This window comes from Meridianimarinicoccus zhengii (genome assembly GCF_003254465.1).
GTDB classification, from domain to species: Bacteria; Pseudomonadota; Alphaproteobacteria; order Rhodobacterales; family Rhodobacteraceae; genus Meridianimarinicoccus; species Meridianimarinicoccus zhengii.
The window spans coordinates 1-19,486 of the sequence record NZ_QDFI01000040.1 but is presented as its reverse complement, the minus strand read 5'-3'; the positions used below and the strand labels follow the sequence as shown (position 1 = coordinate 19,486).

35 protein-coding genes are annotated in these 19,486 nt (G+C 67.6%); all 35 read left to right on the top strand.

The window, feature by feature from the left end; all coding sequences use genetic code 11:
- Positions 1-26: 26 nt before the first annotated feature.
- Positions 27-770: an AAA family ATPase gene (locus tag DDE13_RS13465; protein ID WP_111404814.1), complete on the top strand. Its 744-nt coding sequence runs from the start codon at positions 27-29 to the stop codon at positions 768-770.
- The gene (locus tag DDE13_RS13460) at positions 767-1,309 is read left to right on the top strand and encodes a hypothetical protein (protein ID WP_111404813.1); all 543 of its coding nucleotides are present in this window, start codon (positions 767-769) and stop codon (positions 1,307-1,309) included. Before DDE13_RS13465 ends, DDE13_RS13460 begins: the two co-directional genes overlap by 4 nt.
- The gene (locus tag DDE13_RS13455; RefSeq protein ID WP_235868700.1) at positions 1,306-1,698 is read left to right on the top strand and encodes a helix-turn-helix domain-containing protein; all 393 of its coding nucleotides are present in this window, start codon (positions 1,306-1,308) and stop codon (positions 1,696-1,698) included. Before DDE13_RS13460 ends, DDE13_RS13455 begins: the two co-directional genes overlap by 4 nt.
- Positions 1,685-2,014 (top strand): hypothetical protein, encoded by a 330-nt coding sequence (locus DDE13_RS13450; protein ID WP_111404812.1) that lies wholly within the window; start codon positions 1,685-1,687, stop codon positions 2,012-2,014. Before DDE13_RS13455 ends, DDE13_RS13450 begins: the two co-directional genes overlap by 14 nt.
- Positions 2,011-2,253 carry a helix-turn-helix domain-containing protein gene (locus DDE13_RS13445; RefSeq protein WP_111404811.1) on the top strand — a complete coding sequence of 81 codons (243 nt, stop codon included), beginning with the start codon at positions 2,011-2,013 and terminating at the stop codon, positions 2,251-2,253. The genes DDE13_RS13450 and DDE13_RS13445 overlap by 4 nt, the downstream gene beginning before the upstream one ends.
- A gap of 97 nt (positions 2,254-2,350) precedes the next feature.
- The gene (locus DDE13_RS13440; RefSeq protein WP_111404810.1) at positions 2,351-2,965 is read left to right on the top strand and encodes a DUF3164 family protein; all 615 of its coding nucleotides are present in this window, start codon (positions 2,351-2,353) and stop codon (positions 2,963-2,965) included.
- 1 nt (position 2,966) lies between these two features.
- Complete coding sequence (locus DDE13_RS13435; RefSeq protein ID WP_111404809.1) at positions 2,967-3,419, top strand: gp16 family protein; 453 nt, start codon at positions 2,967-2,969, stop codon at positions 3,417-3,419.
- Positions 3,420-3,422: 3 nt separating this feature from the next.
- The gene (locus DDE13_RS13430) at positions 3,423-3,653 is read left to right on the top strand and encodes a hypothetical protein (protein WP_111404808.1); all 231 of its coding nucleotides are present in this window, start codon (positions 3,423-3,425) and stop codon (positions 3,651-3,653) included.
- On the top strand, positions 3,646-4,023 hold the full coding sequence (locus tag DDE13_RS13425) for a helix-turn-helix domain-containing protein (protein WP_111404807.1): 378 nt from the start codon (positions 3,646-3,648) through the stop codon (positions 4,021-4,023). The genes DDE13_RS13430 and DDE13_RS13425 overlap by 8 nt, the downstream gene beginning before the upstream one ends.
- Positions 4,024-4,143: 120 nt before the next feature.
- Positions 4,144-5,151, top strand: a complete 1,008-nt coding sequence (locus DDE13_RS13420; RefSeq protein ID WP_162631006.1) for a hypothetical protein — start codon at positions 4,144-4,146, stop codon at positions 5,149-5,151.
- A gap of 38 nt (positions 5,152-5,189) precedes the next feature.
- Positions 5,190-5,732, top strand: a complete 543-nt coding sequence (locus DDE13_RS13415; RefSeq protein ID WP_162631005.1) for a hypothetical protein — start codon at positions 5,190-5,192, stop codon at positions 5,730-5,732.
- A gap of 142 nt (positions 5,733-5,874) precedes the next feature.
- Positions 5,875-6,402, top strand: coding sequence for an N-acetylmuramoyl-L-alanine amidase (locus DDE13_RS13410; RefSeq protein ID WP_111404804.1), 528 nt, complete (start codon positions 5,875-5,877; stop codon positions 6,400-6,402).
- Positions 6,399-6,722 (top strand): hypothetical protein, encoded by a 324-nt coding sequence (locus DDE13_RS22900; RefSeq protein ID WP_162631004.1) that lies wholly within the window; start codon positions 6,399-6,401, stop codon positions 6,720-6,722. The genes DDE13_RS13410 and DDE13_RS22900 overlap by 4 nt, the downstream gene beginning before the upstream one ends.
- A complete protein-coding gene (locus tag DDE13_RS22895; protein ID WP_162631003.1) occupies positions 6,719-7,087 on the top strand; it encodes a DUF2730 family protein in 369 nt (122 codons plus the stop codon). The genes DDE13_RS22900 and DDE13_RS22895 overlap by 4 nt, the downstream gene beginning before the upstream one ends.
- Positions 7,084-7,380 carry a VpaChn25_0724 family phage protein gene (locus tag DDE13_RS13400; RefSeq protein ID WP_111404802.1) on the top strand — a complete coding sequence of 99 codons (297 nt, stop codon included), beginning with the start codon at positions 7,084-7,086 and terminating at the stop codon, positions 7,378-7,380. The genes DDE13_RS22895 and DDE13_RS13400 overlap by 4 nt, the downstream gene beginning before the upstream one ends.
- Positions 7,380-7,919: a phage protein Gp27 family protein gene (locus DDE13_RS13395; protein ID WP_111404801.1), complete on the top strand. Its 540-nt coding sequence runs from the start codon at positions 7,380-7,382 to the stop codon at positions 7,917-7,919. Before DDE13_RS13400 ends, DDE13_RS13395 begins: the two co-directional genes overlap by 1 nt.
- 12 nt (positions 7,920-7,931) lie before the next feature.
- Positions 7,932-8,072, top strand: coding sequence for a hypothetical protein (locus DDE13_RS22890; RefSeq protein WP_162631002.1), 141 nt, complete (start codon positions 7,932-7,934; stop codon positions 8,070-8,072).
- Positions 8,069-8,248, top strand: coding sequence for a hypothetical protein (locus DDE13_RS13390; protein ID WP_111404800.1), 180 nt, complete (start codon positions 8,069-8,071; stop codon positions 8,246-8,248). The genes DDE13_RS22890 and DDE13_RS13390 overlap by 4 nt, the downstream gene beginning before the upstream one ends.
- Positions 8,245-8,757 carry a hypothetical protein gene (locus tag DDE13_RS13385; protein WP_111404799.1) on the top strand — a complete coding sequence of 171 codons (513 nt, stop codon included), beginning with the start codon at positions 8,245-8,247 and terminating at the stop codon, positions 8,755-8,757. Before DDE13_RS13390 ends, DDE13_RS13385 begins: the two co-directional genes overlap by 4 nt.
- Positions 8,757-8,954 carry a hypothetical protein gene (locus DDE13_RS13380; protein WP_111404798.1) on the top strand — a complete coding sequence of 66 codons (198 nt, stop codon included), beginning with the start codon at positions 8,757-8,759 and terminating at the stop codon, positions 8,952-8,954. The genes DDE13_RS13385 and DDE13_RS13380 overlap by 1 nt, the downstream gene beginning before the upstream one ends.
- Positions 8,951-10,342 carry a terminase large subunit domain-containing protein gene (locus tag DDE13_RS13375; protein ID WP_111404797.1) on the top strand — a complete coding sequence of 464 codons (1,392 nt, stop codon included), beginning with the start codon at positions 8,951-8,953 and terminating at the stop codon, positions 10,340-10,342. The genes DDE13_RS13380 and DDE13_RS13375 overlap by 4 nt, the downstream gene beginning before the upstream one ends.
- The gene (locus DDE13_RS13370) at positions 10,342-10,569 is read left to right on the top strand and encodes a hypothetical protein (RefSeq protein WP_162631001.1); all 228 of its coding nucleotides are present in this window, start codon (positions 10,342-10,344) and stop codon (positions 10,567-10,569) included. Before DDE13_RS13375 ends, DDE13_RS13370 begins: the two co-directional genes overlap by 1 nt.
- Before the next feature lie 8 nt (positions 10,570-10,577).
- Positions 10,578-12,098: a DUF935 domain-containing protein gene (locus DDE13_RS13365; protein ID WP_111404795.1), complete on the top strand. Its 1,521-nt coding sequence runs from the start codon at positions 10,578-10,580 to the stop codon at positions 12,096-12,098.
- 114 nt (positions 12,099-12,212) lie between these two features.
- Positions 12,213-12,452, top strand: a complete 240-nt coding sequence (locus DDE13_RS13360) for a hypothetical protein (RefSeq protein WP_162631000.1) — start codon at positions 12,213-12,215, stop codon at positions 12,450-12,452.
- Complete coding sequence (locus DDE13_RS23230) at positions 12,452-12,838, top strand: ASCH domain-containing protein (protein WP_222626098.1); 387 nt, start codon at positions 12,452-12,454, stop codon at positions 12,836-12,838. Before DDE13_RS13360 ends, DDE13_RS23230 begins: the two co-directional genes overlap by 1 nt.
- Entirely contained in the window at positions 12,831-13,733 is a 903-nt protein-coding gene (locus DDE13_RS13350; RefSeq protein ID WP_111404793.1) for a phage head morphogenesis protein, read from the top strand. The genes DDE13_RS23230 and DDE13_RS13350 overlap by 8 nt, the downstream gene beginning before the upstream one ends.
- Positions 13,734-13,972: 239 nt before the next feature.
- On the top strand, positions 13,973-14,947 hold the full coding sequence (locus DDE13_RS13345; protein WP_162630999.1) for a phage protease: 975 nt from the start codon (positions 13,973-13,975) through the stop codon (positions 14,945-14,947).
- A 3-nt stretch (positions 14,948-14,950) separates the two neighbouring features.
- On the top strand, positions 14,951-15,877 hold the full coding sequence (locus tag DDE13_RS13340; protein WP_111404791.1) for a Mu-like prophage major head subunit gpT family protein: 927 nt from the start codon (positions 14,951-14,953) through the stop codon (positions 15,875-15,877).
- A gap of 12 nt (positions 15,878-15,889) precedes the next feature.
- Positions 15,890-16,309, top strand: coding sequence for a hypothetical protein (locus DDE13_RS13335; RefSeq protein WP_111404790.1), 420 nt, complete (start codon positions 15,890-15,892; stop codon positions 16,307-16,309).
- A gap of 87 nt (positions 16,310-16,396) precedes the next feature.
- The gene (locus tag DDE13_RS13330; protein ID WP_162630998.1) at positions 16,397-16,828 is read left to right on the top strand and encodes a gp436 family protein; all 432 of its coding nucleotides are present in this window, start codon (positions 16,397-16,399) and stop codon (positions 16,826-16,828) included.
- Positions 16,828-17,283 carry a phage virion morphogenesis protein gene (locus tag DDE13_RS13325; RefSeq protein ID WP_111404788.1) on the top strand — a complete coding sequence of 152 codons (456 nt, stop codon included), beginning with the start codon at positions 16,828-16,830 and terminating at the stop codon, positions 17,281-17,283. Before DDE13_RS13330 ends, DDE13_RS13325 begins: the two co-directional genes overlap by 1 nt.
- Complete coding sequence (locus tag DDE13_RS22885) at positions 17,280-17,831, top strand: hypothetical protein (RefSeq protein ID WP_162630997.1); 552 nt, start codon at positions 17,280-17,282, stop codon at positions 17,829-17,831. The genes DDE13_RS13325 and DDE13_RS22885 overlap by 4 nt, the downstream gene beginning before the upstream one ends.
- Positions 17,828-18,406 (top strand): phage baseplate assembly protein V, encoded by a 579-nt coding sequence (locus DDE13_RS13320; protein WP_162630996.1) that lies wholly within the window; start codon positions 17,828-17,830, stop codon positions 18,404-18,406. The genes DDE13_RS22885 and DDE13_RS13320 overlap by 4 nt, the downstream gene beginning before the upstream one ends.
- Positions 18,403-18,774 carry a GPW/gp25 family protein gene (locus DDE13_RS13315; protein ID WP_111404786.1) on the top strand — a complete coding sequence of 124 codons (372 nt, stop codon included), beginning with the start codon at positions 18,403-18,405 and terminating at the stop codon, positions 18,772-18,774. The genes DDE13_RS13320 and DDE13_RS13315 overlap by 4 nt, the downstream gene beginning before the upstream one ends.
- Positions 18,771-19,486 (top strand): baseplate assembly protein (locus DDE13_RS13310; RefSeq protein WP_111404785.1); only part of this gene is annotated, 716 nt, incomplete at its 3' end. The genes DDE13_RS13315 and DDE13_RS13310, both read left to right, overlap by 4 nt.

Sequence of the window (19,486 nt, the reverse complement as noted above, 5' to 3'; positions counted from 1 at the left end):
GGCACCCTCACTTGGAGGACTGAAAGATGACAGAACCCATGACGCTCTACAACAGTTTCGCGCCGATCCGGAACGTGCAGGCGTTCCTGACGCTGCTCAAGCAGGTGCAGAACCGCGGCCACGGGCTGCCCGGCATGGGGACGTTCTATGGCCCGTCCGGCTACGGGAAATCCACCGCGGCGATCTATGCCGCGAACGCCGAAACCGCGTGCCTCGTGCAGATGAAATCCGTCTGGACCCGCAAGAAGCTGTGCGAGGCGATCCTCGCCGATCTCGGGGTGCCCGCGGCCAATACCGTCGCGGGAATGGTCGACCAGATCGCCGAGCAGCTCGCGGTGACGGGCATGGCCCTGCTGATCGACGAGGCCGACGTCCTGGTGCAGAAGAAGATGGTCGAGATCGTCCGCGACATCTACGAGAGCAGCTTCTCGCCGGTCATCCTGATCGGCGAGGAACTGCTGCCGCAGAAGCTGCGGCGCTGGGAACGGGTGCACGGGCGCATGCTGCGCTGGACGCCCGCCGAGCCCGGCACCGCGCAGGACCTGGCGCTCCTGCAGAAGATGCGCTGCCCGGACATCGCCATTGAAGAGCCGTTGAAGGACCTGTTGATGAAGCAGTCCGCGGGATCCGTGCGGCGGATGTGCATCAACCTCGATCTGGTGCGCGAGCATGCCGAGCTGAACGGGCTCGACACCGTCGGGACCGGGGACTGGAAAGGGCGCGCGTTCTACACGGGCGAGGCCCCGATCCCGCGGCGGGGGCTGGCATGATCGCCCCGCGTCTGTCGGTCGCCGAGCAGGAACGCCGGGCGTGGTCCGTCGCCTGCGCCATGGGCACGTTCACGGTGTATTCGCTGTCGGCGAAATCGCAGGTCCGCGTCGGCCTGGTGCGCAAGATGGTGCCGGCCTGGGGCCGGGAAGGCCGCGCCGTGTGCGAGGGCAAGGGGGCCCGGCGCCGCCACGTCTGGCGCATCGCCGGCGGGCGCCGGATGCCCGCGATGACGCACAGCCCCACCGAGAACATGTGGCGGACGATCCGGCACCTGGCGAGCTTCTCGGCCGCGGACGTCCAGATGCATAGCTGCACGCCCGATGCCCCCGTGACGGCCGAGGACGCCCACGCCTATTGCCGGATGCTGATGCGCGCGGGCTATCTGCGGGTGCTGCGCCCCGCCCAGCCGGGCCGTGCACCGGCCCTGTACGCGCTGGCGCGGAACACCGGGCCGCGCGCGCCCGTCGAGCGGCGCGTGCGCGCGGTGTGGGACCCGAACACCCGAACATATCCCCATGTGCCGGAGCCGACGTCATGACGCCGCCGATGATGGGACCTATGGAGATCGCCCGCAGGGCGTGGGGCGCGGACATGCCCGACTGGATCGCCGAACTGGCCGCGGCCTGCGCGCAGACCAGCCAGAACCAGGTGGCCAGGCGGCTCGACCGGTCGCCGTCGCTGGTGAGCAACGTGCTGCGCCGGAAATACACCGGCGACATGGACGCGGTGGAACAGCGCGTGCGCGGCGTACTGATGCGGTCGGTGGTCGAATGCCCGCAGCTGGGCACCATCCCGGCGCAGGTCTGCCAGGACTGGCGCGCCCGGTCCCGGACATTCTCGGGCCACAACGCGCAGCGTGCGCAGATGTTCCGGGCCTGCCGCGCCTGCCCGCGCAACGCGAAGGAGGTGTCCCGTGAGCAGAGCTGAGAAGATCATCGCCGAGGCCCGCAAGGGGCACCGTCCCGCCGTCATCGCCGGGATGCTGGGGTGCACGCCCCACATGGTCCACGAGGCGCTGTCCCGGGCGCGCAAGCGGGGCATCGACGTGCCCCGCTTCTCGACCGGCCCTGTCCCCGGCCCGCTGTCGGCCACGGTGCGGGTGTCGCGCAAGACGCGCAGCCTGCTGGCGTTGCAGGCCATGCGGCGCGGTGGCGACCCGCACATGCTGGCCGAGCGGCTGCTGGCGAAGATCGTGGCCAGCGACCGGGTGCTGGCCGTGCTGCTGGACGGAGATGAGCCATGAACCGCTACAACCGGCTGGCCGATTACCTGCGTCTGGCGCGCGAAGGCCGACGCCCCCCGGTGATCGCCAGGATGCTCGGGGTCAAGGTCGACACCGTCTACCACCAGCTCAAGGTGCTGCGGCGGCAGGGGCACGACGTGCCGTCCTTCGAGCGGGGCCGTACATGGGCCGGCCGTGGGTCGCAAGGGACACCCGCACCGCATTGGAGCGGCAGGCCGACCTGCGCGGGGACAACGTGAACGACCTGGCCGACGCGATGCTGTCGCGCCTGGCCACAAGCCCACGGCTGATCGCGGCCGTGCTGGGCGAACCCGTCAACCCGAAAGGAGACTGAGCATGCAGACCGAGATCCCGGCAGGGTACATGAAAGGCCCCGACGGCACGCTGGTGCCGGAGGCCAAGGTGAAGCCCCAGCACAAGCTGGAGGACGAGATGGTGCGCCGCTACGCCAGCCTGGCGGAGAACCTGAATGCCACGCTGGCGCAGTTCAAGAAGGAGGCCATGGACGAAGCGGGCGCGTTCCTCGATCTGCTGGCGCAGGAATACGAAAGCACGCGCGGCGGGCGGAAGGGCAACGTGTCGTTCCGCAGCTATGACGGAACGGTCGAGATGCAGATCGCGGTGTCGGAAAGCCTGTCCTTCGGTCCCGAGCTGCAGAACGCGAAGGCGCTGGTGGACGCCTGCATCGAACGCTGGGCCGCGGGGGCGAGCGACAACATCCGGGTGCTGGTCGAACACGCGTTCCAGGTCAACAAGGCGGGCCGGATCGACACGCACCGCGTGCTGTCCCTGCGACGGCTGGCGATCGAGGATGCGGAATGGAAGCGCGCGATGGACGCGATCGGCGACGCGCTGCGCGTGCATGACAGCACGACCTATGTCCGCTTCTACCGCCGCAACCCCGAGACCGGGCGGCGCGACGCCATCCCGCTCGACCTGGCGAAGGTGTGACATGGGCGCGCGCGACCTGCAGAAGCTGATCCATGTCGGCTGCCGCGAGCTGGGCATCGATGCCGACACGCGGCGCGACCTGCAGCTGGTGGCCACCGGCAAGGCGTCCATGTCCGAGATGACGGAGGTGGAGCTGGCAGCGGTGGTCGATGCGCTGAAGGCCCGTGGTTTCCAGCCCCACGCGGGCAAGGGCGCGCCGCAGCGCCACCCCCGCGCCCCGCGTGCCGACCTGCGCCTCGTGCATGCCCTGTGGGGCGCCCTGGGGCGCGCGGGCAAGCTCGACACGCCCGGCCGGGCCGGGCTGAACGCGTTCGTGCGGCGGCGGTTCGGTGACGTCTGGGGATCGGTGCCCGCCGATATCGACATGCTGCGCGAGGCCGACCAGATCGCCGCCGTGATCGAGGCCCTGAAGTCCTGGTGTGCCCGCGAGGGCGTGCCGACGCACAAGGTGTGAGCGATGCCGCGCCGCCCGCATGTCACCGACCACGCCGTGCTGCGCTACATGGAGCGCGTGATGGGCTACGACATCGAGGCCGTGCGCGCGCTGATCGCCACGCAGGTGGAGACCGCGGTCGCGGTCGGTGCCTGCGGGCTGAAGAAGGACGGTTTCACCTTCCGGCTGGAGGGGGAGAACGTCGTCACCGTTTACCGCACCCACAGCGACCCGCGGAGGATCTGCGATGACTGAATGGTTCGGCCTTGCGGCGGAGCTGGTCGACCTGATCGGCGAACCCGCGACCATGAAGCTGCTGGCGGCACGCGGCGGCACCGAGATCACGATCCCTCAGCGGATCGGCGGCAGCCAGCTGGCAGGCATCGTCGGGCACGACGCGGCGATGCGCATGGCGGAGCATTTCGGGGCGGGCAAGCTGGTGCTGCCGACAGGATCCGCGCGTGGGGCCGGCGGGCGGCGGGCCGAGGCGATGCGCCTTCTTAAGAAGGGTCACAGCCTGAGCGAGGTGGCCCTGGCCTGCGGCCTGCACACCCGCACGATCACGAACTATCGCCGCCAGATGCGCGTCGGCGACGACGCGCGGCAAGGACGGTGGGAGTTCTGAGGCGCAACAGATTTACTCGGTGTTCTTGCTGGATGCTGCCCTTTTTTGGGCCATCGGCCTTGGCAATCCCTGGGTATCAGACCGAGTATGCGAGGTGCATTTCATGCAAGGAGTTGATTCGTGGGAAAGAAAGCGACCGTCCAGTACCGCTACGTAAACCTGGATAGCCTCGGCAATCGGTTCGACCTAAAGCGTACGGTTGTCGATGTGCTGCAGCGAACTGCGAAAGGTGCGAGTGAAGCACGCTGCGATCTGGTCCGACATCGAAGGGTGGATCTTGATCAAGACGGCAGTTTCGTCGTTCTCAACCAGATGAGCGACCAGTCTTCATGGTCCGGGCCGGTGTTTTGCGGGCAACTTCTTCACATCCGGGCAGGCGCAGATGTCGCTGCGATAAATCAATCGATGGAAGACAATATACCGGTGCTTGAACTGAAGAGTATCACGATGGGCGAAGATCAGCGTGTCGTCGACGGCGTGATGTATTTCGCGATAGCGGGCAACCATATCGGGCTGATCGAAGGACAACGCGCGAGGTCTCGTACCCTCGAGCGCTATCTTACAAGTATCTTGCAAGACGCAGGTGAGTTGGAGGTTGGGCAGCCCATTGTTCTCAATGCGAAGTTAGAGGGCGTATCCACGGTAAACAACGTCAGCGAGATACTGGTTGCTCCCGAGCGGAGCACGCGTGACGACGTCCTGGAGACAACGACCGAGGAGGGGGCCGGAACTGCCGAGGGGCAAGGCAAAACTGTATTCGATGTTCTCGAGACCTTGGGTTGGAGCACCGATGAAATCTTGTCGCTGCAGTCCAGCCTGCCAGAAGAAGGTTGGATCGAAGGCACCTTCAAGATGGTTTTCAAGCGACGCGAGAACAAGCGTGCCAAAAAGGCAATAATTGCCAAGAGGTTCCTTGAGGAAGCGCTCCGCAATCACCATCCAGGCGCCTTCGGCATCCGTGATGAATCCGGTTCAACGGAAAAAAAAGGCATCTCTCGACTTGCAGAGCGCCGAGAGGTCGACGAAGTTGGCGAGTTTCTTGACCCCTCGGACGCTATGCGAGTCATCGTAGATCTGCTACGAGAGTGGGCGTCAACAGGCAAAATCGACTGCGACTTTCAAGCATGAAATGGGTCTTCTCATCAGTCTTGTTCGGGGTCGGGGCCATGCTGCCCCTGACCGCGATCTCTGATGGGGTTGCCTCACTGATAGTAACTTTCTTCGGGCTGCTCGCAACAGCGATACTTGCGGCGCTTTCCCTGCTGGTCGGGAACGTTTTGTCCTCGGCTTGGACCGTTTCAAAGCTTATCAGCCTCAAGGCAGAACTCGACAGGCTTGTGGCGAGGATGACAAAAACGCTCTTCATCCTGGTCTTGGGATCGGTCATCGTGATTGTTCATAGAAGCGAGGTCCTTGCGTTCGATGCGAGCATCCTACCTCTTTGGCTTCCTTCAACATGGCCCCTGACTTGGGTCGCCGAGGGACCGCAACGAGTTGTTCAAGGGCTTGTCGTTCTCAGCCTTGGGCTGTGTATCGACCACGTTCCCCATGTCTCTAGGGCCATCAAACGGGTTCTTTCGGCGCGCTACGAGTTGGCTTTGGCCGACAGCCGCCGCCGGACTATTGCCAATGCACCGACACCTGAGGTGTTAAAGGCGAGTTTTCCAACACCCAAGGAGTTCGGGGCGAAAGTTCCGCTTGGAGACTGAAAGCCGCATCGTCTTGACAGCTGCACCACCCCTCGCGCAGCCTGCCGCATCCCCCTGATCCACAGACCCCCGAAAACCGTCTAGGGCGAACCGCCCCCCGCGCGCGTGGCACGGTGGCCCCGAACGAACAGGGGTCACCGCCATGCGCATGCTCAACGAGATCACCATCCACGGGTCGGTCACGGACCCGGACTGGATGGCCGGTCGTCCGCTGGCCGAAAAGGTCGCCGAGATCCGGCGCTGGCACCTGAACCGCGGGTTCAACGACATCGGCTATCACTTCGTCGTCGACCGGGACGGCGAAGTGGCGGCCGGGCGGGCGGTCGAACGGCTCGGCGCGGGCGTCGCAGGCCAGAACACCGGCAAAATCCACATCTGCCTGCTGGGCGGGCGCGGCGGCGTCGGCGACGACGTGTTCGAAACCCACTACACGGCCGACCAGGACACCGCACTGCGCAACCTGATCGACGATCTGCAGGACGATCACGGGGCGATGGCGGTGCGCGGGCACAATGACCACGCCGCCACGGCCTGCCCGCAGTTCGACGTGGCGGCGTGGCTGTCCGAATTCGAGACAGCACGTATCACCGCACCCGTCCCCGAGGACCCGTTCGACGCCCCGCGCTGGCTGCGCCGCATCATCGCCCTTTTCACCGGAGGCCGCGCATGACCGACCGGACCCTGCCGCCGCTCAACGCCCTGCACGCGCGCTCGACCTATGCCATCGCGCTGACCATCGCGGTGCCGGTCGCCAGCCTGTTCGGGGTCGATCTGCTGGGACTGCTGGCGCAGCTGCCATCCGAGGCCGAGATCACCCCGGCGGCGGACAAGCTGACTGCACTCGCCCCCGTGGTCACGGGCCTCTGGGCCTATGCCGAACGTGCAAATCCGCAGCGGTCGATCGACTGGGCCGATGCGGCGCGGAGCGTTGGCAGCGCTGCGCGGAGCGTTGGCAAAGAAGCGCGGAGCGTGGCGCGGGTGTTCCGGTGACGCTCGATCTCGATACCTTCATCCGCATCGCCACGTTCGTGATGTCCGTGGGCGCGATGGTCGCCGCCTGGATCGCCACCCGCCGAAAGGACGTGGACGTCCGGTTCGACGGGCTGGCGGAGAAGATCGAGAGCCAGCGCGCACGCATCGAGGCGGCCGAAGCGCGCCTGAGCCGCGTCGAGCAGCAGGTCGAAAGCATGCCCGGCCGGGGCGAGCTGCACCGGCTGGAACTGACGCTGACGCAGATGGCGGGCAACCTGAGCACGATTTCCGAGAGCATGAATGGCCAGCGCGAAATCATGAAGCGGCTGGAAAACATCGTCACCCGCCACGAGGACCACCTGCTGGGAGACCGCCGGTCATGAGCTACCACGACACCGTCCGCAAACACCGCCGCCTGGCGATCCTGCGTCACCTCGAACAGTGCGGCGAATACACCAGCAACGCGTCGATCCTGACCGACGTGCTGGCGGGGGTCGGCGTGCATTCCACCCGCGCGCAGGTCACGACCGAGCTGATCTGGCTGCAGGACAACGGCTTCGTGCGGCTGACCGACCACGGCGAATTCGTCGTCGCCACTGCCACGCAGGACGGCGTCGAGGTCGCGCGGGGTCTGTCCGTGCATCCCGACATCCAGCGCCCGCGGCCGAGGGTCTGATGCCGCCGCCCCGCAAGGTGGACCTGCTGCCGCCCGAACTGCGCGGCTGGCTGCAGGCGGAGCTGAAGGCGCGCGGTTTCGGCGATTACGAGGCGCTGGCCGACGCGCTGAACGACCGGCTGGAGGCCGAGGGGCAGGAACTGCGCATCGGCAAGTCCGCGCTGCACGCCTACGGGCAGGAATACCGGGAGTTCGCGAAGATCCAGGAGGAGGCCGCGGGCTGGGCCGAGGGCTGGCTGACCGAGAACGGGCTGGCCGGTGAAGCCCAGCGCCATAACGTGCTGTTCCAGATGGTCAGCACGCTCGCCTTCAAGCAGATGAAGGCGCAGATGGAGAAGGATGGGGACGAGATCGACCCGAAGGAGCTGCATTTCATCGGGCGGATGCTGAAAGACATCATGGCGTCCTCGGGGCTTCGCGAGAAGCTGATCGAGGAGGAGCGGAAAGCTCAGGCCAAGGCGCTCGACCGCGCGGTGGACGCGGGCGAGCTGGACGTGACGGCGGCGCAGAAGGCCCGCGAGATCATGGGTTTCAAATAGAGGAGAGAGACGATGACAGACAAAGATCTGGATGATCGCGCCAAGAGCGGTCCAGCCCGGACCCTGCTGGACCCGCGCGAACCGCTGCGCCCCATCACGCCCTATGAACTGCTGCTGACGGCAGATGCGTGGCAGGGGGAGGCACGGACATGAAGGACGCACTGGACCGGGCAATCGCCGCGATGAAGCGTGTGCGGGGGAGCTTCGAGATATGTAAGCCTGCGCGCGCCACGCCGCAGCGCCCGGACGGCGGCACGATCACCGTGTCGCCGGAGTTGCGCGCGGCGGTGGAGCGGACGGTCGCGGTCTTTCGGGAGCGGCTGGAATGATGAAGTTGGCAGATGAGCATCGCGATGCCGATCGAATTAACGCCGTGGCCGACAACGTTCAGAACCCGGAAACCCAGCCGGGCCTTCTTTGCTTTCGGCTGAAAGCACCCAACGGCGACTTGTATCAACACAGCTATGATCATGACCTCCTGTTATATCACTTCTTCATCTGCCCCCCTGCGTGGCCCGAAGATGTAACCTTCTGGATGTCCCTTCAGCACGCCTTTGAGGACCGGAAAGTTGTTCGCGCGCGTTTAGAGAGCGGCGGCAAACTTGTGCGTCTCAACGTGCTGGAAATGCGAATGGCGGCACTCAAGTTCCCAGCGATGATCATTGAGGCAACCCATGGCACGTTCGCGGCAGAGTTCTTTAATTTTCTAGAGTGCCTGCACTACAAAATTCTGTGTCAAGCCTCCGGCGAAACGCAGGCTATCGATGCTGACGTCCGCCACGACGTCCATACCTTTATGCGGCAAATGGGATTTATCGTGCGGAGGTATGAACTCTAATGACCCCCCGCCAGCCCAAACGCGCCGATGACGAGGACCTGCTGAACTGGCTGGTCCTGCGCGACATGGGCTGGCCGGTGTCGCTGATCGCCGCCGTGTGGCGGGTGGAGGAACGTCGCGTGAAGCTGGCGATGGGCTGGGTGCGGGTCGACGACGCGTGGGCGCACCGGCCACAGCCGGTCGAGGTGCGCGCATGAAACCCGTCATCGAGTTCTACCCCTATCAGAAACGCTGGCTGCAGGACGACGCCCGGTTCAAGATCGGGATGATGTCGCGCCAGATCGGCAAGACGTTCACGACCTGCGGCGAGTGCGTCGACGACTGCATCCAGGCCGAGATCGACGGACGGCGCGCGCGCTGGGTGATCCTGTCGCGCGGGGAACGGCAAGCGGCGGAGGCGATGGTCGAGGCGATCCAGCCCATCACGCGGGCGTTTTACGGGGCCTACAACACGCTGTTGAAGGGCGGGCAGCCGGAGTACGTGGAGGGCGAGTTCCGCGCCCCGCAGGAAAAGGGACCCGACGCGATCTACAAGTCGCTGGAGGTGAAATACCCCGGCGGGTCGCGCATCACGGCCCTGCCCGCCAACCCCGACACCGCGCGCGGCTTTTCGGCCAACGTGATCCTGGACGAGTTCGCCTTCCATGCGAAGTCCCGCGACATCTGGGCGGCGCTGTTCCCGGTGATCTCGAAGGGCGGGCAGAAGCTGCGCGTGATCTCGACCCCGAACGGCAAGGGCAACAAGTTCTTCGAGCTGATGACCGCCGAGGACAGCGTCTGGTCGCGCCACAGCGTCGACATCTACCAGGCCGTTGCCGAGGGCTGCCCCCGCGACGCGGACGAACTGCGCGCCGGCATCGCCGACGAGGACGCCTGGGCGCAGGAATACGAACTGAAATGGCTGGACGAGGCATCAAGCTGGCTGGACTACGACCTGATCGCCAGCGTCGAGCACCCGTTTGCAGGACAGCCCGCGCGCTATTCCGACGGCATGTGTTTCGTCGGCGTGGACATCGCCGCACGCAACGACCTGTTCGTGATCTGGGTGCTGGAGCTGGTCGACGGCCGCCTGATCACGCGCGAGGTCATCGCCCGCAAGCGCGCCACCTTCGCCGAACAGGACCGGCTGCTGGCCGATGTGTTCACCCGCTACCGCGTCGTGCGCTGCCAGATCGACCAGACCGGCATGGGCGAGAAACCGGTCGAGGACGCCAAGCGCAACCACGGCGAAAGCCGCGTCGAGGGCGTGCTGTTTTCCAGCGCCTCGAAACTGCACCTGGCGACCGGCCTGAAGGAAGCGATGCAGGACCGCACCGTCCTGGTCCCCGCCGGTGACCCCGTGCTGCGCGCCGACCTGCACGCGATCAAGTCCCGCGTCGGCCCGACCGGCATCCGCCGCCTGGTGGCGGAGGGCGAAACCGACGGCCATGCCGACCGGTTCTGGGCGCTGGCGCTGGCGGTGGGCGCGGCCGAGACGGACTACCAGCCCTTCGCCTACCGGCCCGTGCCGCGCGGCGGCGGGCGCGACACCGACCGGCCCGTGCGGACCACCGCCGGGTTCGGCGCACGGAAAGGATTGTGGTGATGCGATCAAAGCACGATCGGTGCGAACCCGGAACGATCTGGCGCCACCGTCAGACGGGGCATGTCTACGTCGTCGTCGGGCCGTGCCAGATCGAGGCGACGTGGCGCCCCGGCGTGCTTTACCGCCGCATCAACAACGCGGATGAAATTCAGCCCGTCGGCCCGATCGTCCGCGACCGTGAGGAGTTCCTCGACGGCCGGTTCGAGCCGCTGAACATCGTGGAATAGGAACGCCAATGGCCCGCACACCAACCCTGCTCGACGCCTACGGCCGGCCCGTCCGAAAGGCCGAACTGACCCAGCCGCAGGCGCGCGCGGGGATCACCGGGATCCGGCAGGTCTGGCCGGGCACGGTCGCGTCGGGGCTCACGCCGCCGCGGCTGGCGACGATCCTGCGCAATGCCGACGACGGCGACGTGTACGACTATGCCGTGCTGGCCGAGGAGATGGAGGAGCGCGATCCCCACTACGCCAGCGTGCTGGGTACCCGCAAGCGCGCGGTGTCGGGCGTCGAGCCGGTCGTGAAGCCCGCGACCGAGGACGCGGCGGACGTGCGGATCGCCGACGCGGTGCGCGAACATATCGCCGAACATGACGGGTTCGCCGACCTCGTGGAGGATTGCCTCGACGCGCTCGGCAAGGGGTTCGCGGTCATCGAGATCGACTGGCGGACCGAAGCGCGCGGCTGGTATCCCGACGGGTTCGAGCCGGTCCACCAGCGGTTCCTGCGCTGGGACCGCGAGACCGCGCGCGAGCTGCGCCTGCTCGACGACACCGCGCCCGTCGAGGGAATTCCGCTCGCGCCGTACAAGTTCGTCGCGCACATCCCCCGGCTGAAGACGGGCCACCCGGCGCGGGGCGGGCTGGCGCGGCTCGTGGCGTTCTCGTGGATGTGCAAGTCCTACACGCTGAAGGACTGGATGGCCTTCGCCGAGACCTACGGCATGCCGCTGCGTCTGGGCCGCTACGGGCCGGGGGCATCGCCCGACGATGTCGAGAAGCTGTTCACGGCCGTGGCGAATATCGGGTCGGACGCGGCCGCCGTGCTGCCCGACAGCATGCGCATCGATTTCGAACAGGTCGCGGGCACGCAATCCGAGGCGGTGTTCGAGAACCTCGCGCGGTTCATCGACGAACAGGTCAGCAAGGCGGTGCTGGGCCAGACGATGACCAGCGACGACGGGTCGAGCCAGGCGCAGGCCAAGGTCCACAACGAGGTCCGCCACGACATCGCCGCCGCCGACGCCCGCGCGGTCACCGGCACGTTGAACCGCGACCTGGTGCGCGCTTTCGTCGATCTGAACTTCGGCCCGCAGGCGCGATACCCGAAGCTGCACATCGCGATCGAGGAGCCCGAGGACGTCGACACGCTGATGAAGCACACGACGGCCGCGGTGCAGGCCGGGCTGCGCGTGAAGGCGTCCGAGGTGCGGCGTCGCCTGCGCTACAGCGACCCCGACGACGATGACGAGATCATGGGCGCGCCCGCAGTGCCGCCGCCCGATCTGAACCGCGAACGCAACAATGACCCGACCGACGATCTGGACGAGATCGAGGCCGAGATGATCGCCGAGTGGGAGCCGGTGATGGACGAGACGCTGCAGCCGATCATCGACGCGATCGCACGTGCCGAGACGCTGGAGGACGTGGTCCCGATCCTCGACGATCTCGACCCGCTGCCTGCGGCGCGGCTGATCGACATGCTCGTGAAGGGGGGCTTCAAGGCCCGTGCACTGGGGGATGTGAGGGATGACTGAGTGCCATGGATATCGCCCCGGCAACATGGCGATGGGAAACAGTCCCCATGCGGTCACCCGCGCTATGCGCACGGTTCGCACTATCCTAACCTTCGCGAGTCAGAAGGCGACGTCATGAGTTACAGAGTACAGCACGTATGGTTGGTCGAACGCGGCCCGACGGACGCGACCGAATATCTGACGCTGGAGAACGGTCTCTGGCATTGGCAGCAGGATCCGTCAGACGCATTCCGCTGCGCGCGGCAGAAAGATGCCGCGGCGCTGGAGGCTCTGATTTTTCAGTTTGGCGAGGCCACGCGCGTCGCCGCGTTTGCCTTCTTGCTGGATGATGATCCGGACGGGGGTGCCGTCTGATGGTCGCCTACAGCTTCAAGCAGCGCTTCTGCGACGACATCGCCGCGGGGCGCAAGCGACAGACGATCCGCGGCCATCGCAAGCGCCACGCGCGGGTGGGCGAGCCGGTACAGCTTTACTTCGGAATGCGGACGCGGGCCTGCCGCAAGCTGATCGGTCCCGACCCGATCTGCACGGCGGTCGTGCCGATCAAGATCGGTGTGCCACAACATGGCGGCGAGCCTGCGCTGGTGTCTTTGGAAGGCGCTCCGTTCCGGCACGTCGACGATGCTTTCGCAATCGCCGATGGCTTCTGGGGATGGGCCGACTTCACTCTGTTCTGGCGCGACACCCACGGCGCGGGCAATTTCTCGGGCATGCTGATCGAATGGGCACCCCATGCGTGACCGCCCCGGCTACAGTTTCGACCCCGGCCCGCCGCCCGAGGCGTCCGCGTTCCTGCGCAACAAGGGGCTGACCCCGTCCTTCGCCTGGGACGATGTCGAGCCCGAGGAACACGCGACAGCCTTCACCGTCGCCAAGGCCATGCAGGCCGACGTGCTGGAGGACATCCGGACAGAGGTGCAGCGCGCGCTGGACGAGGGGCGCACGCTGGCGCAGTTCCAGCGCGACCTGAAACCGAAGCTGGCCGCGAAGGGCTGGTGGGGCCGCACCGAGATGACCGATCCGCTGACCGGCGAGGTCCGCGAGGTGCAGCTGGGCAGCCCCCGGCGGCTGCGCACGATCTATCGCAGCAACCTGCGCTCTGCCCGTGCCGCCGGGCAGTGGGAGCGCATCCAGCGCACGAAGGCAGCACTGCCGTACCTGCTGTACCAGCTTGGCCCGTCGGAGCGGCACCGCCCCGAGCACAAGGAGAAGAACGGGCTGGTGCTGCCGGCCGACGATCCGTTCTGGCAGCAGTGGTATCCGCCGAACGGCTGGGGCTGCAAATGCTGGGTCCGCCAGATCACCCGCGCCGAGGCGGAAAGCCGGGGCATCAACGTTGCCCCCGCCGTGCCCCAGAAGGAGATCCGCAACCGCCGCACCGGCGAGGTCCGCCGCGTGCCCGAGGGCATCGATCCCGCGTGGGTCGGCAACCCCGGCGCGCTGCGGGTCAGCCGGATGCATGACATGCTGGCGGGCAAGCTGCGCGATGCCCCCGCGGGCGTGCGCGCCCAGGTCGAACGCGACATCGCCACGAGCTGGTACGCCGCGCGCCTGGCGGAGGCCGGGGTGATCGACACGGACACCCCGATCCTGTCGCAGATCGCCGCCATCGCGGCTTGGTTCCGGGCCGAATGACCCCGCGGGCGGGCGTGACCGCCACGCCGCGCGGCGAGGATCGTTTTTGAATACCCATTAAACGGGTCAGCACGGGCGTTGCGGGATTTCGCGAGGCGTGGCAGGGTCCGAACAGGATGCCGCTCAGCGGGCCGCTCAGCGGCTCTCACGCGCCCCGGCCCGATCCCCTGAAATCGCCGCCGTCACCCCCGAATTCGTTCGAGGGCGATTGCCTGCCGCGCGGGTGCGATTGTGCCCCCATGACGCTGCATGACACCACCCACATCTCGCATCTGGTCGAGCTGAACTTCAGCGGCGACGGCGCCGTGCCCGACACGATCGAGATCCTGCCACGCGGCCCGCGCTTCGTCGGCCGCGACGGGCGGGAATTCGTCGTGCCGGACCCCGACGCGCTGGTGGCGGCGTTCAACGGCGCGAACCAGCCCGTGGTGATCGACATCGATCACGCGTCCGAGGAGGCCCGCCCCGGCACCATCGTGCCTGCCATCGGCTGGGTCGACCGGCTGGAGGTCCGCGACGGTGCGATCTGGGGGCAAGTGCGTTGGTCCGACCTTGGCCGCGAGCTGATGTCGCAGAAGGCATACCGCTTCGTGTCGCCCGCGCTGGTCGTGAACCGCGTGAGCCGCGTGGTCGCGCGCCTGACCAGCGTCGGGCTGGTGCACAAACCGAACCTCGCGCTTCAGGCGCTCAATTCCGAGGAGACTGACAGGATGGATACGGCGATCCTCGAGGCGCTGGGCCTCAAGGCCGACGCCACGGCCGCTGACGCGGTGGTGGCGATCAACCGCATGAAGGAGGCGCAGGAGACCGCGCTGAATTCCGCCAAGCACCCGGACCCCGAGCAGTTCGTGCCGAAGGCCGATTACGACCTCGTGCTGAACCGGGCCGAGACCGCCGAGGGCAAGCTGAAGGACTCCGAAGAGGCCGCGCTGAACACGTCGGCCGAGGCCACTGTCGATGCGCTGGTCGAAGCCGGCAAGATCGCGCCCGCTTCGCGCGAGCTGCAGATCGAGACCTGCAAGCAGATCGGCGTCGAGAAGTTCCAGAAGCTCTGGGACCTGCAGCCCCGCGCCATCGAGCCCGGCAAGACCGCGCCGACGAAGAAGGCCGGCGACAAGGCCGCGCCCGATGCCGCCGTGCTGGAGGTCTGCCGGATGTTCGGCACCGACCCCGAAGTTCACATGGCGTTCGCCGCCAAAGACAAGGAGGCCTGATCCATGGCCATGATCACCAACGCCCTGCTTCAGGCGCTCCGCACGGAGCTGCGGCGCGAGTTCTCCACCGCCTACGAGAAGATGCGCGCGAACAGCTTCTACCGCGACGTGGCGATGATCGTGCCGTCCACGACGCAGTCGAACACCTATGACTGGCTGGGCGATTTTCCCGAGCTGATCGAATGGGTCGGCGACCGCGTCATCAAGGACATGAAGGAAAACGGCTACCAGATCACGAACCGCACCTTCGAGGGCACGGTCGGGATCGGGCGGTCGCATATCGAGGACGACAATGTCGGAACCTCGGCGGCGCGGGTGCGGCGCATGGCGCAGTCGGCGGCGGAGCATCCCGACCGGCTGATCGCCGAGCTGCTGAAGAACGGGCAGGCAGCTCTCTGCTTCGATGGGCAGAACTTCTTCGACACCGATCACCCGGTCGCCGCGAACCACGATGGTACCGGCGCCGTCACGACCTGGTCGAACTACGACGACAACGGCGGCGTGACCACGACCCCGGCCTGGTACCTGCTCGACGCGCGGACCGAGGCGAAGGGCCTGATCTTCCAGGAACGCACCCGCCCCGAATTCGAGAGCAAGGAAAACCCCGGCTCGTCGGATCACGTGTTCATCAAGGATCAGTACCTCTACGGCGTGCGCTACCGCTGCAATGCCGGGTACGGCTTCCCGCATCTCGCGTACAAGTCGCACGCGGCGCTGGATGGCGACAGCCTGGATGCCGCGATCGCGGGCATGATGTCGCTGACCGGCGACGGTGGCCGCCCGCTGGGCATCACGCCGACGCACCTGGTGGTACCACCACAGCTGCGCGCCGCGGCCAACCAGACCGTCAAGGTCATGCTGACCACGGGCGGCGCGTCGAACGCCAACTACGAGGCGGTCGAAGTCATCGTCACGCCCTGGCTCGCGTAAGGGGGCCGGTTCATGCGCACGATCACCCTGTCGAAGGCCGCGAAGGCGGCCAGGCTCACCCGCCGGTTCCGCTGCGGCGTACAGTTCGATGCCACCGCCGCGGCCTTCCCCGAGGACCGGTTCACGCCACGCGAATGGGCGCAGATCGAGGCCGACCCGATGCTGGCGGTCATCGACGAGGGCGCGGCCAAGATTGCTACGCCCGAGGGCGCCGATCTGGACCTGCGCCAGCGGATCATCGCCGCGATCGCGAACCTGTCGGCGGACGAGTTCATCGCCTCCGGCGCGCCCGACCTGGGCGCGTTGCGCGCCGCGCTGCCCGATGACGCCAAGGCGATCACGGCCGCGCTGCGCGACGAGGTCTGGGAAGACGTGAAGGCCAACGCCAACGGCGACCCCGCCCCCGAAACCGACACCACCGACGCGGAATAACCCCCCGCCGCGAGGGCCGGGCACGACCCGGTCAACCAGGCGGGGGCAGCGATGCCCCCGCCGAGCCCGCACCCACCGGAGAGCCCCATGGCCTACGCCACGCGCCACGACATCGAGACGCTCTACTCGGCCGACGCGCTCTACGTCGCCGAGCGCGGCGGCGATGCGGCGCAGACCGGGGCCGCGATCAACCGCGCGCTGGAGCAGGCCACCGACGAGATCGACGCCTACCTGCGCGTGCGATACGAAACGCCCGTCGTGCCGGTGCCGTTCCTGCTGACGCAGCTTTGCGTCGACATCGCGCTCTACCGGCTCGCGAACACCGCCGACGTGCGGTCGGAAGAACACCGCGTCCGGTACGAGGACGCGATCGGGCAGCTCAAGCGCATCGGGAAAGGCGACATGGCGCTGCCCGTATCGCGCGAACCCGGCGATCCGCCCGCGCATGACGGCCCGCGCCCGATCGTGCAGACCGGCCCGGTCAAGCAGTTCACCCGCGACAAGCTGGACGGCCTGTGATGGTCGGCGTCGCGTACACGCTCGAAAGCCGCAGCCTCGACCAGGCGCTCGACGGTCTGGCCCGCTGGTCGGGATCCGTCGCGCAGCGGCGGCTGCGACTGGCCGACGCCATCGGCGCGCTGCTGGAAAGCAGCGTGAAGCGCCGCATCGCCGAGGAAAAGGAAGCCCCCGACGGCACGCCCTGGGCGCCCTGGTCGGAACGCCACGGCGCCACCCGCCGCACCGGCCAGACCATCCTGCAGGCCGAGGGCGATCTGCTGGACAGCGTCCAGTCGCTGACCTCCGCCGCCGAGGTGCAGACCGGATCGAACCTGGTCTACGCCGCGATCCACCAGTTCGGCGGCGAGGACGTGGACATCGACATCCCCGAGCGTCCGTATCTCGGGCTGTCGACCGAGGACGAACGCGGCGTGCGCGACCTGGCTGCCGACTTCCTGCGCGGGGGGCTGGCATGATCGCACCGGATTTCCTGTCCCGCCTGCCCGAGATCGTGGCCGAACACGTCCACGGCCTGCTGCCCGAGCTGGTGACCTGCGAAGCGATCGAGGGCGATTTCGACGCCGCGGAACTCAAGCGCATCTCGCTGCGCGCGCCCGCGGTGCTGGTCGCCGCACTCGGGCTCAACCAGGAACTGGAAATCTCCTGGCCGCAGGGCGAGGTGGGCGTGAGCATGGCGGCGTTCGTCGTCACCCGCGATCACAGGGACCTGCGGGCGCGCGCCAGCGCATGGGCGATCACGCAAGCCCTGGCGACGATGGTGCCCGAGGCGACATGGGGCCTGCCGGAATGCGGGCCTGCCGCGCGGATGCGCCAGCGCGTGCTGATCACCCGCGAAACCCGCGCCGCAGCGGTGCACCTGTCCGCCGTGACCTGGACCCAGCCCGCGGTGCTGAACCCCTTCGCCAACGCCGACCCCATCGACCCGGCCGTCTATGTCAGCCGCGCGCCCGAGATCGGCGAGGCCAACCGCGACGCCTATACGCGCGTCGGAGGTGCCGCATGAGCGATGCCACCTTTGCCGTCGCCGAGGCCGACCGCCGCATCGCGGGCCTGGTGAACATCGGCGTCGTGACGGCCGTGAACGGCGACGGCACCGCGCGCGTGCAGATCGGCGAGCTGGGCACCGCCGCGATCCCGGTCGCCGCCCTGCGCGCAGGCGGCATGCAGGTGTGGTGGATGCCCACCGTGGGCGAGCAGGTCGTGGTCCTGGCCCCGTCCGGTGACCTGGCGCGCGGCGTCGTGATCGCGTCGATCTTCGCGGGCAACGCGCCGTCGGACGACCCGTCCGTGCCGACGATCGACCTGCGCGGCGGCGACATGGTCATCAAGGGCGGCACGATCCGGATCGAGGCCGATCTCGACATCGTCGGAAAGCTGGAGATCACGGGCAACATCGCGTCCGAGGCGGACATCACCGCGGCAGGCGGCATCGCGGCGGGCGGCACCGCGGCGCAGACCGGCAAGATGACCGCGACAGGCGACATCGAGACCACGGGCGACGTGAAGGCGGGCGCGGTCAGCCTGAAGACGCACACCCACCCCGGCGACAGCGGCGGCAACACCGGAGAACCGTCATGACCGGGATCAGCCGTTTCACAGGAACCGAGATCACGGACGCGCAGGAACTGTCCGAGGCGATCACGACGATCCTGACCACGCCGAAGGGCAGCCGCGTGATGCGTCGCGACTTCGGCTCGGACCTGCCCCGACTCATCGACGCGCCGATCAATGGCGAGACGCTCGTGGATCTGTACGCTGCCGTGGCCGAGGCGCTGGCGCGGTGGGAGCCGCGGATCACCCTGCGCCGTGTGCAACTGGTGGACGCGCGTGCCGGGCAGATAAGCTTCGCCATCGACGCGGACACGGTCGCGGGGCCAGTCACGCTCGATATCGCGGGGGCGGGGGCCGTCGTGGGGGCGGGGGCCGTCATGGGAGCCGTCGCATGAGCACGATCGACCTGTCGCAGATCGCCGTCCCCGACGCCATCGAAACGCTGGATTTCGAAACGATCCTGTCGGAAATGGCCGCCGCCGTGACCGCCGCGGCGCCGGACCTGGCCGATGACCTGGCGCGCGAAAGCAGCATGCCGTCGATCGTGCTGCAGGTTGTGGCGTTCCGCGAGATGCTGCTCCGCGCGCGGGTCAACGACGGGGTGCGCGCGGTCACACTGGCGCGCGCGACGGGGGCGGACCTCGACAACCTGGCCGCGCTCTACGGGATCGAACGGCTGGTGATCGACGCGGGCGATCCGGACGCGATCCCGCCCGTGCCGCCCACGCTGGAAAGCGACACCATATTCCGCGCGCGCGTCCAGCAGGCGCCGGAAGGCTGGGCCGCCGCCGGTCCCGTCGGCGCGTACCGCTTCCACGCGTTGTCCGCATCCGGCGACGTGAAGGACGTCAGCGTCACCAGCCCCGATCCGGGCGTGGTCCGCGTGGCGGTCCTGTCGCGCACCGGCGGCGGCGCGGCGGATGCGGGTCTGATCGACACCGTCGCGCTGGCGCTGAACGCCGAGGACATCCGCCCGCTGTGCGACACCGTCAACGTGCAGTCCGCGGCGATCCAGACCTACGCGATCACCGCGACGCTGACGTTCTACCCCGGTCCGGACACCGCCGTCGTGCTGGCCGAGGCGCAGGCGGCGGCAGAGGCCTGGGC

Bases quoted from the DNA above. Each gene is read 5' to 3' on its own strand.
- DDE13_RS13460 (WP_111404813.1), top strand. From the start codon at position 767: ATGATCGCCCCGCGTCTGTCGGTCGCCGAGCAGGAACGCCGGGCGTGG.
- DDE13_RS13365 (WP_111404795.1), top strand. From the start codon at position 10,578: ATGGCCCGCACACCAACCCTGCTCGACGCCTACGGCCGGCCCGTCCGA.
- DDE13_RS13380 (WP_111404798.1), top strand. From the start codon at position 8,757: ATGACCCCCCGCCAGCCCAAACGCGCCGATGACGAGGACCTGCTGAAC.
- DDE13_RS13440 (WP_111404810.1), top strand. From the start codon at position 2,351: ATGCAGACCGAGATCCCGGCAGGGTACATGAAAGGCCCCGACGGCACG.
- DDE13_RS13400 (WP_111404802.1), top strand. From the start codon at position 7,084: ATGAGCTACCACGACACCGTCCGCAAACACCGCCGCCTGGCGATCCTG.
- DDE13_RS13340 (WP_111404791.1), top strand. From the start codon at position 14,951: ATGGCCATGATCACCAACGCCCTGCTTCAGGCGCTCCGCACGGAGCTG.
- DDE13_RS13320 (WP_162630996.1), top strand. From the start codon at position 17,828: ATGAGCGATGCCACCTTTGCCGTCGCCGAGGCCGACCGCCGCATCGCG.
- DDE13_RS22885 (WP_162630997.1), top strand. From the start codon at position 17,280: ATGATCGCACCGGATTTCCTGTCCCGCCTGCCCGAGATCGTGGCCGAA.
- DDE13_RS13385 (WP_111404799.1), top strand. From the start codon at position 8,245: ATGATGAAGTTGGCAGATGAGCATCGCGATGCCGATCGAATTAACGCC.
- DDE13_RS13410 (WP_111404804.1), top strand. From the start codon at position 5,875: ATGCGCATGCTCAACGAGATCACCATCCACGGGTCGGTCACGGACCCG.
- DDE13_RS13455 (WP_235868700.1), top strand. From the start codon at position 1,306: ATGACGCCGCCGATGATGGGACCTATGGAGATCGCCCGCAGGGCGTGG.
- DDE13_RS13465 (WP_111404814.1), top strand. From the start codon at position 27: ATGACAGAACCCATGACGCTCTACAACAGTTTCGCGCCGATCCGGAAC.
- DDE13_RS13445 (WP_111404811.1), top strand. From the start codon at position 2,011: ATGAACCGCTACAACCGGCTGGCCGATTACCTGCGTCTGGCGCGCGAA.
- DDE13_RS13360 (WP_162631000.1), top strand. From the start codon at position 12,213: ATGAGTTACAGAGTACAGCACGTATGGTTGGTCGAACGCGGCCCGACG.
- DDE13_RS23230 (WP_222626098.1), top strand. From the start codon at position 12,452: ATGGTCGCCTACAGCTTCAAGCAGCGCTTCTGCGACGACATCGCCGCG.
- DDE13_RS22890 (WP_162631002.1), top strand. From the start codon at position 7,932: ATGACAGACAAAGATCTGGATGATCGCGCCAAGAGCGGTCCAGCCCGG.
- DDE13_RS22900 (WP_162631004.1), top strand. From the start codon at position 6,399: ATGACCGACCGGACCCTGCCGCCGCTCAACGCCCTGCACGCGCGCTCG.
- DDE13_RS13335 (WP_111404790.1), top strand. From the start codon at position 15,890: ATGCGCACGATCACCCTGTCGAAGGCCGCGAAGGCGGCCAGGCTCACC.
- DDE13_RS13390 (WP_111404800.1), top strand. From the start codon at position 8,069: ATGAAGGACGCACTGGACCGGGCAATCGCCGCGATGAAGCGTGTGCGG.
- DDE13_RS13345 (WP_162630999.1), top strand. From the start codon at position 13,973: ATGACGCTGCATGACACCACCCACATCTCGCATCTGGTCGAGCTGAAC.
- DDE13_RS13350 (WP_111404793.1), top strand. From the start codon at position 12,831: ATGCGTGACCGCCCCGGCTACAGTTTCGACCCCGGCCCGCCGCCCGAG.
- DDE13_RS13370 (WP_162631001.1), top strand. From the start codon at position 10,342: ATGCGATCAAAGCACGATCGGTGCGAACCCGGAACGATCTGGCGCCAC.
- DDE13_RS13415 (WP_162631005.1), top strand. From the start codon at position 5,190: ATGCTGCCCCTGACCGCGATCTCTGATGGGGTTGCCTCACTGATAGTA.
- DDE13_RS13315 (WP_111404786.1), top strand. From the start codon at position 18,403: ATGACCGGGATCAGCCGTTTCACAGGAACCGAGATCACGGACGCGCAG.
- DDE13_RS13395 (WP_111404801.1), top strand. From the start codon at position 7,380: ATGCCGCCGCCCCGCAAGGTGGACCTGCTGCCGCCCGAACTGCGCGGC.
- DDE13_RS13330 (WP_162630998.1), top strand. From the start codon at position 16,397: ATGGCCTACGCCACGCGCCACGACATCGAGACGCTCTACTCGGCCGAC.
- DDE13_RS13425 (WP_111404807.1), top strand. From the start codon at position 3,646: ATGACTGAATGGTTCGGCCTTGCGGCGGAGCTGGTCGACCTGATCGGC.
- DDE13_RS13325 (WP_111404788.1), top strand. From the start codon at position 16,828: ATGGTCGGCGTCGCGTACACGCTCGAAAGCCGCAGCCTCGACCAGGCG.
- DDE13_RS13430 (WP_111404808.1), top strand. From the start codon at position 3,423: ATGCCGCGCCGCCCGCATGTCACCGACCACGCCGTGCTGCGCTACATG.
- DDE13_RS13375 (WP_111404797.1), top strand. From the start codon at position 8,951: ATGAAACCCGTCATCGAGTTCTACCCCTATCAGAAACGCTGGCTGCAG.
- DDE13_RS13435 (WP_111404809.1), top strand. From the start codon at position 2,967: ATGGGCGCGCGCGACCTGCAGAAGCTGATCCATGTCGGCTGCCGCGAG.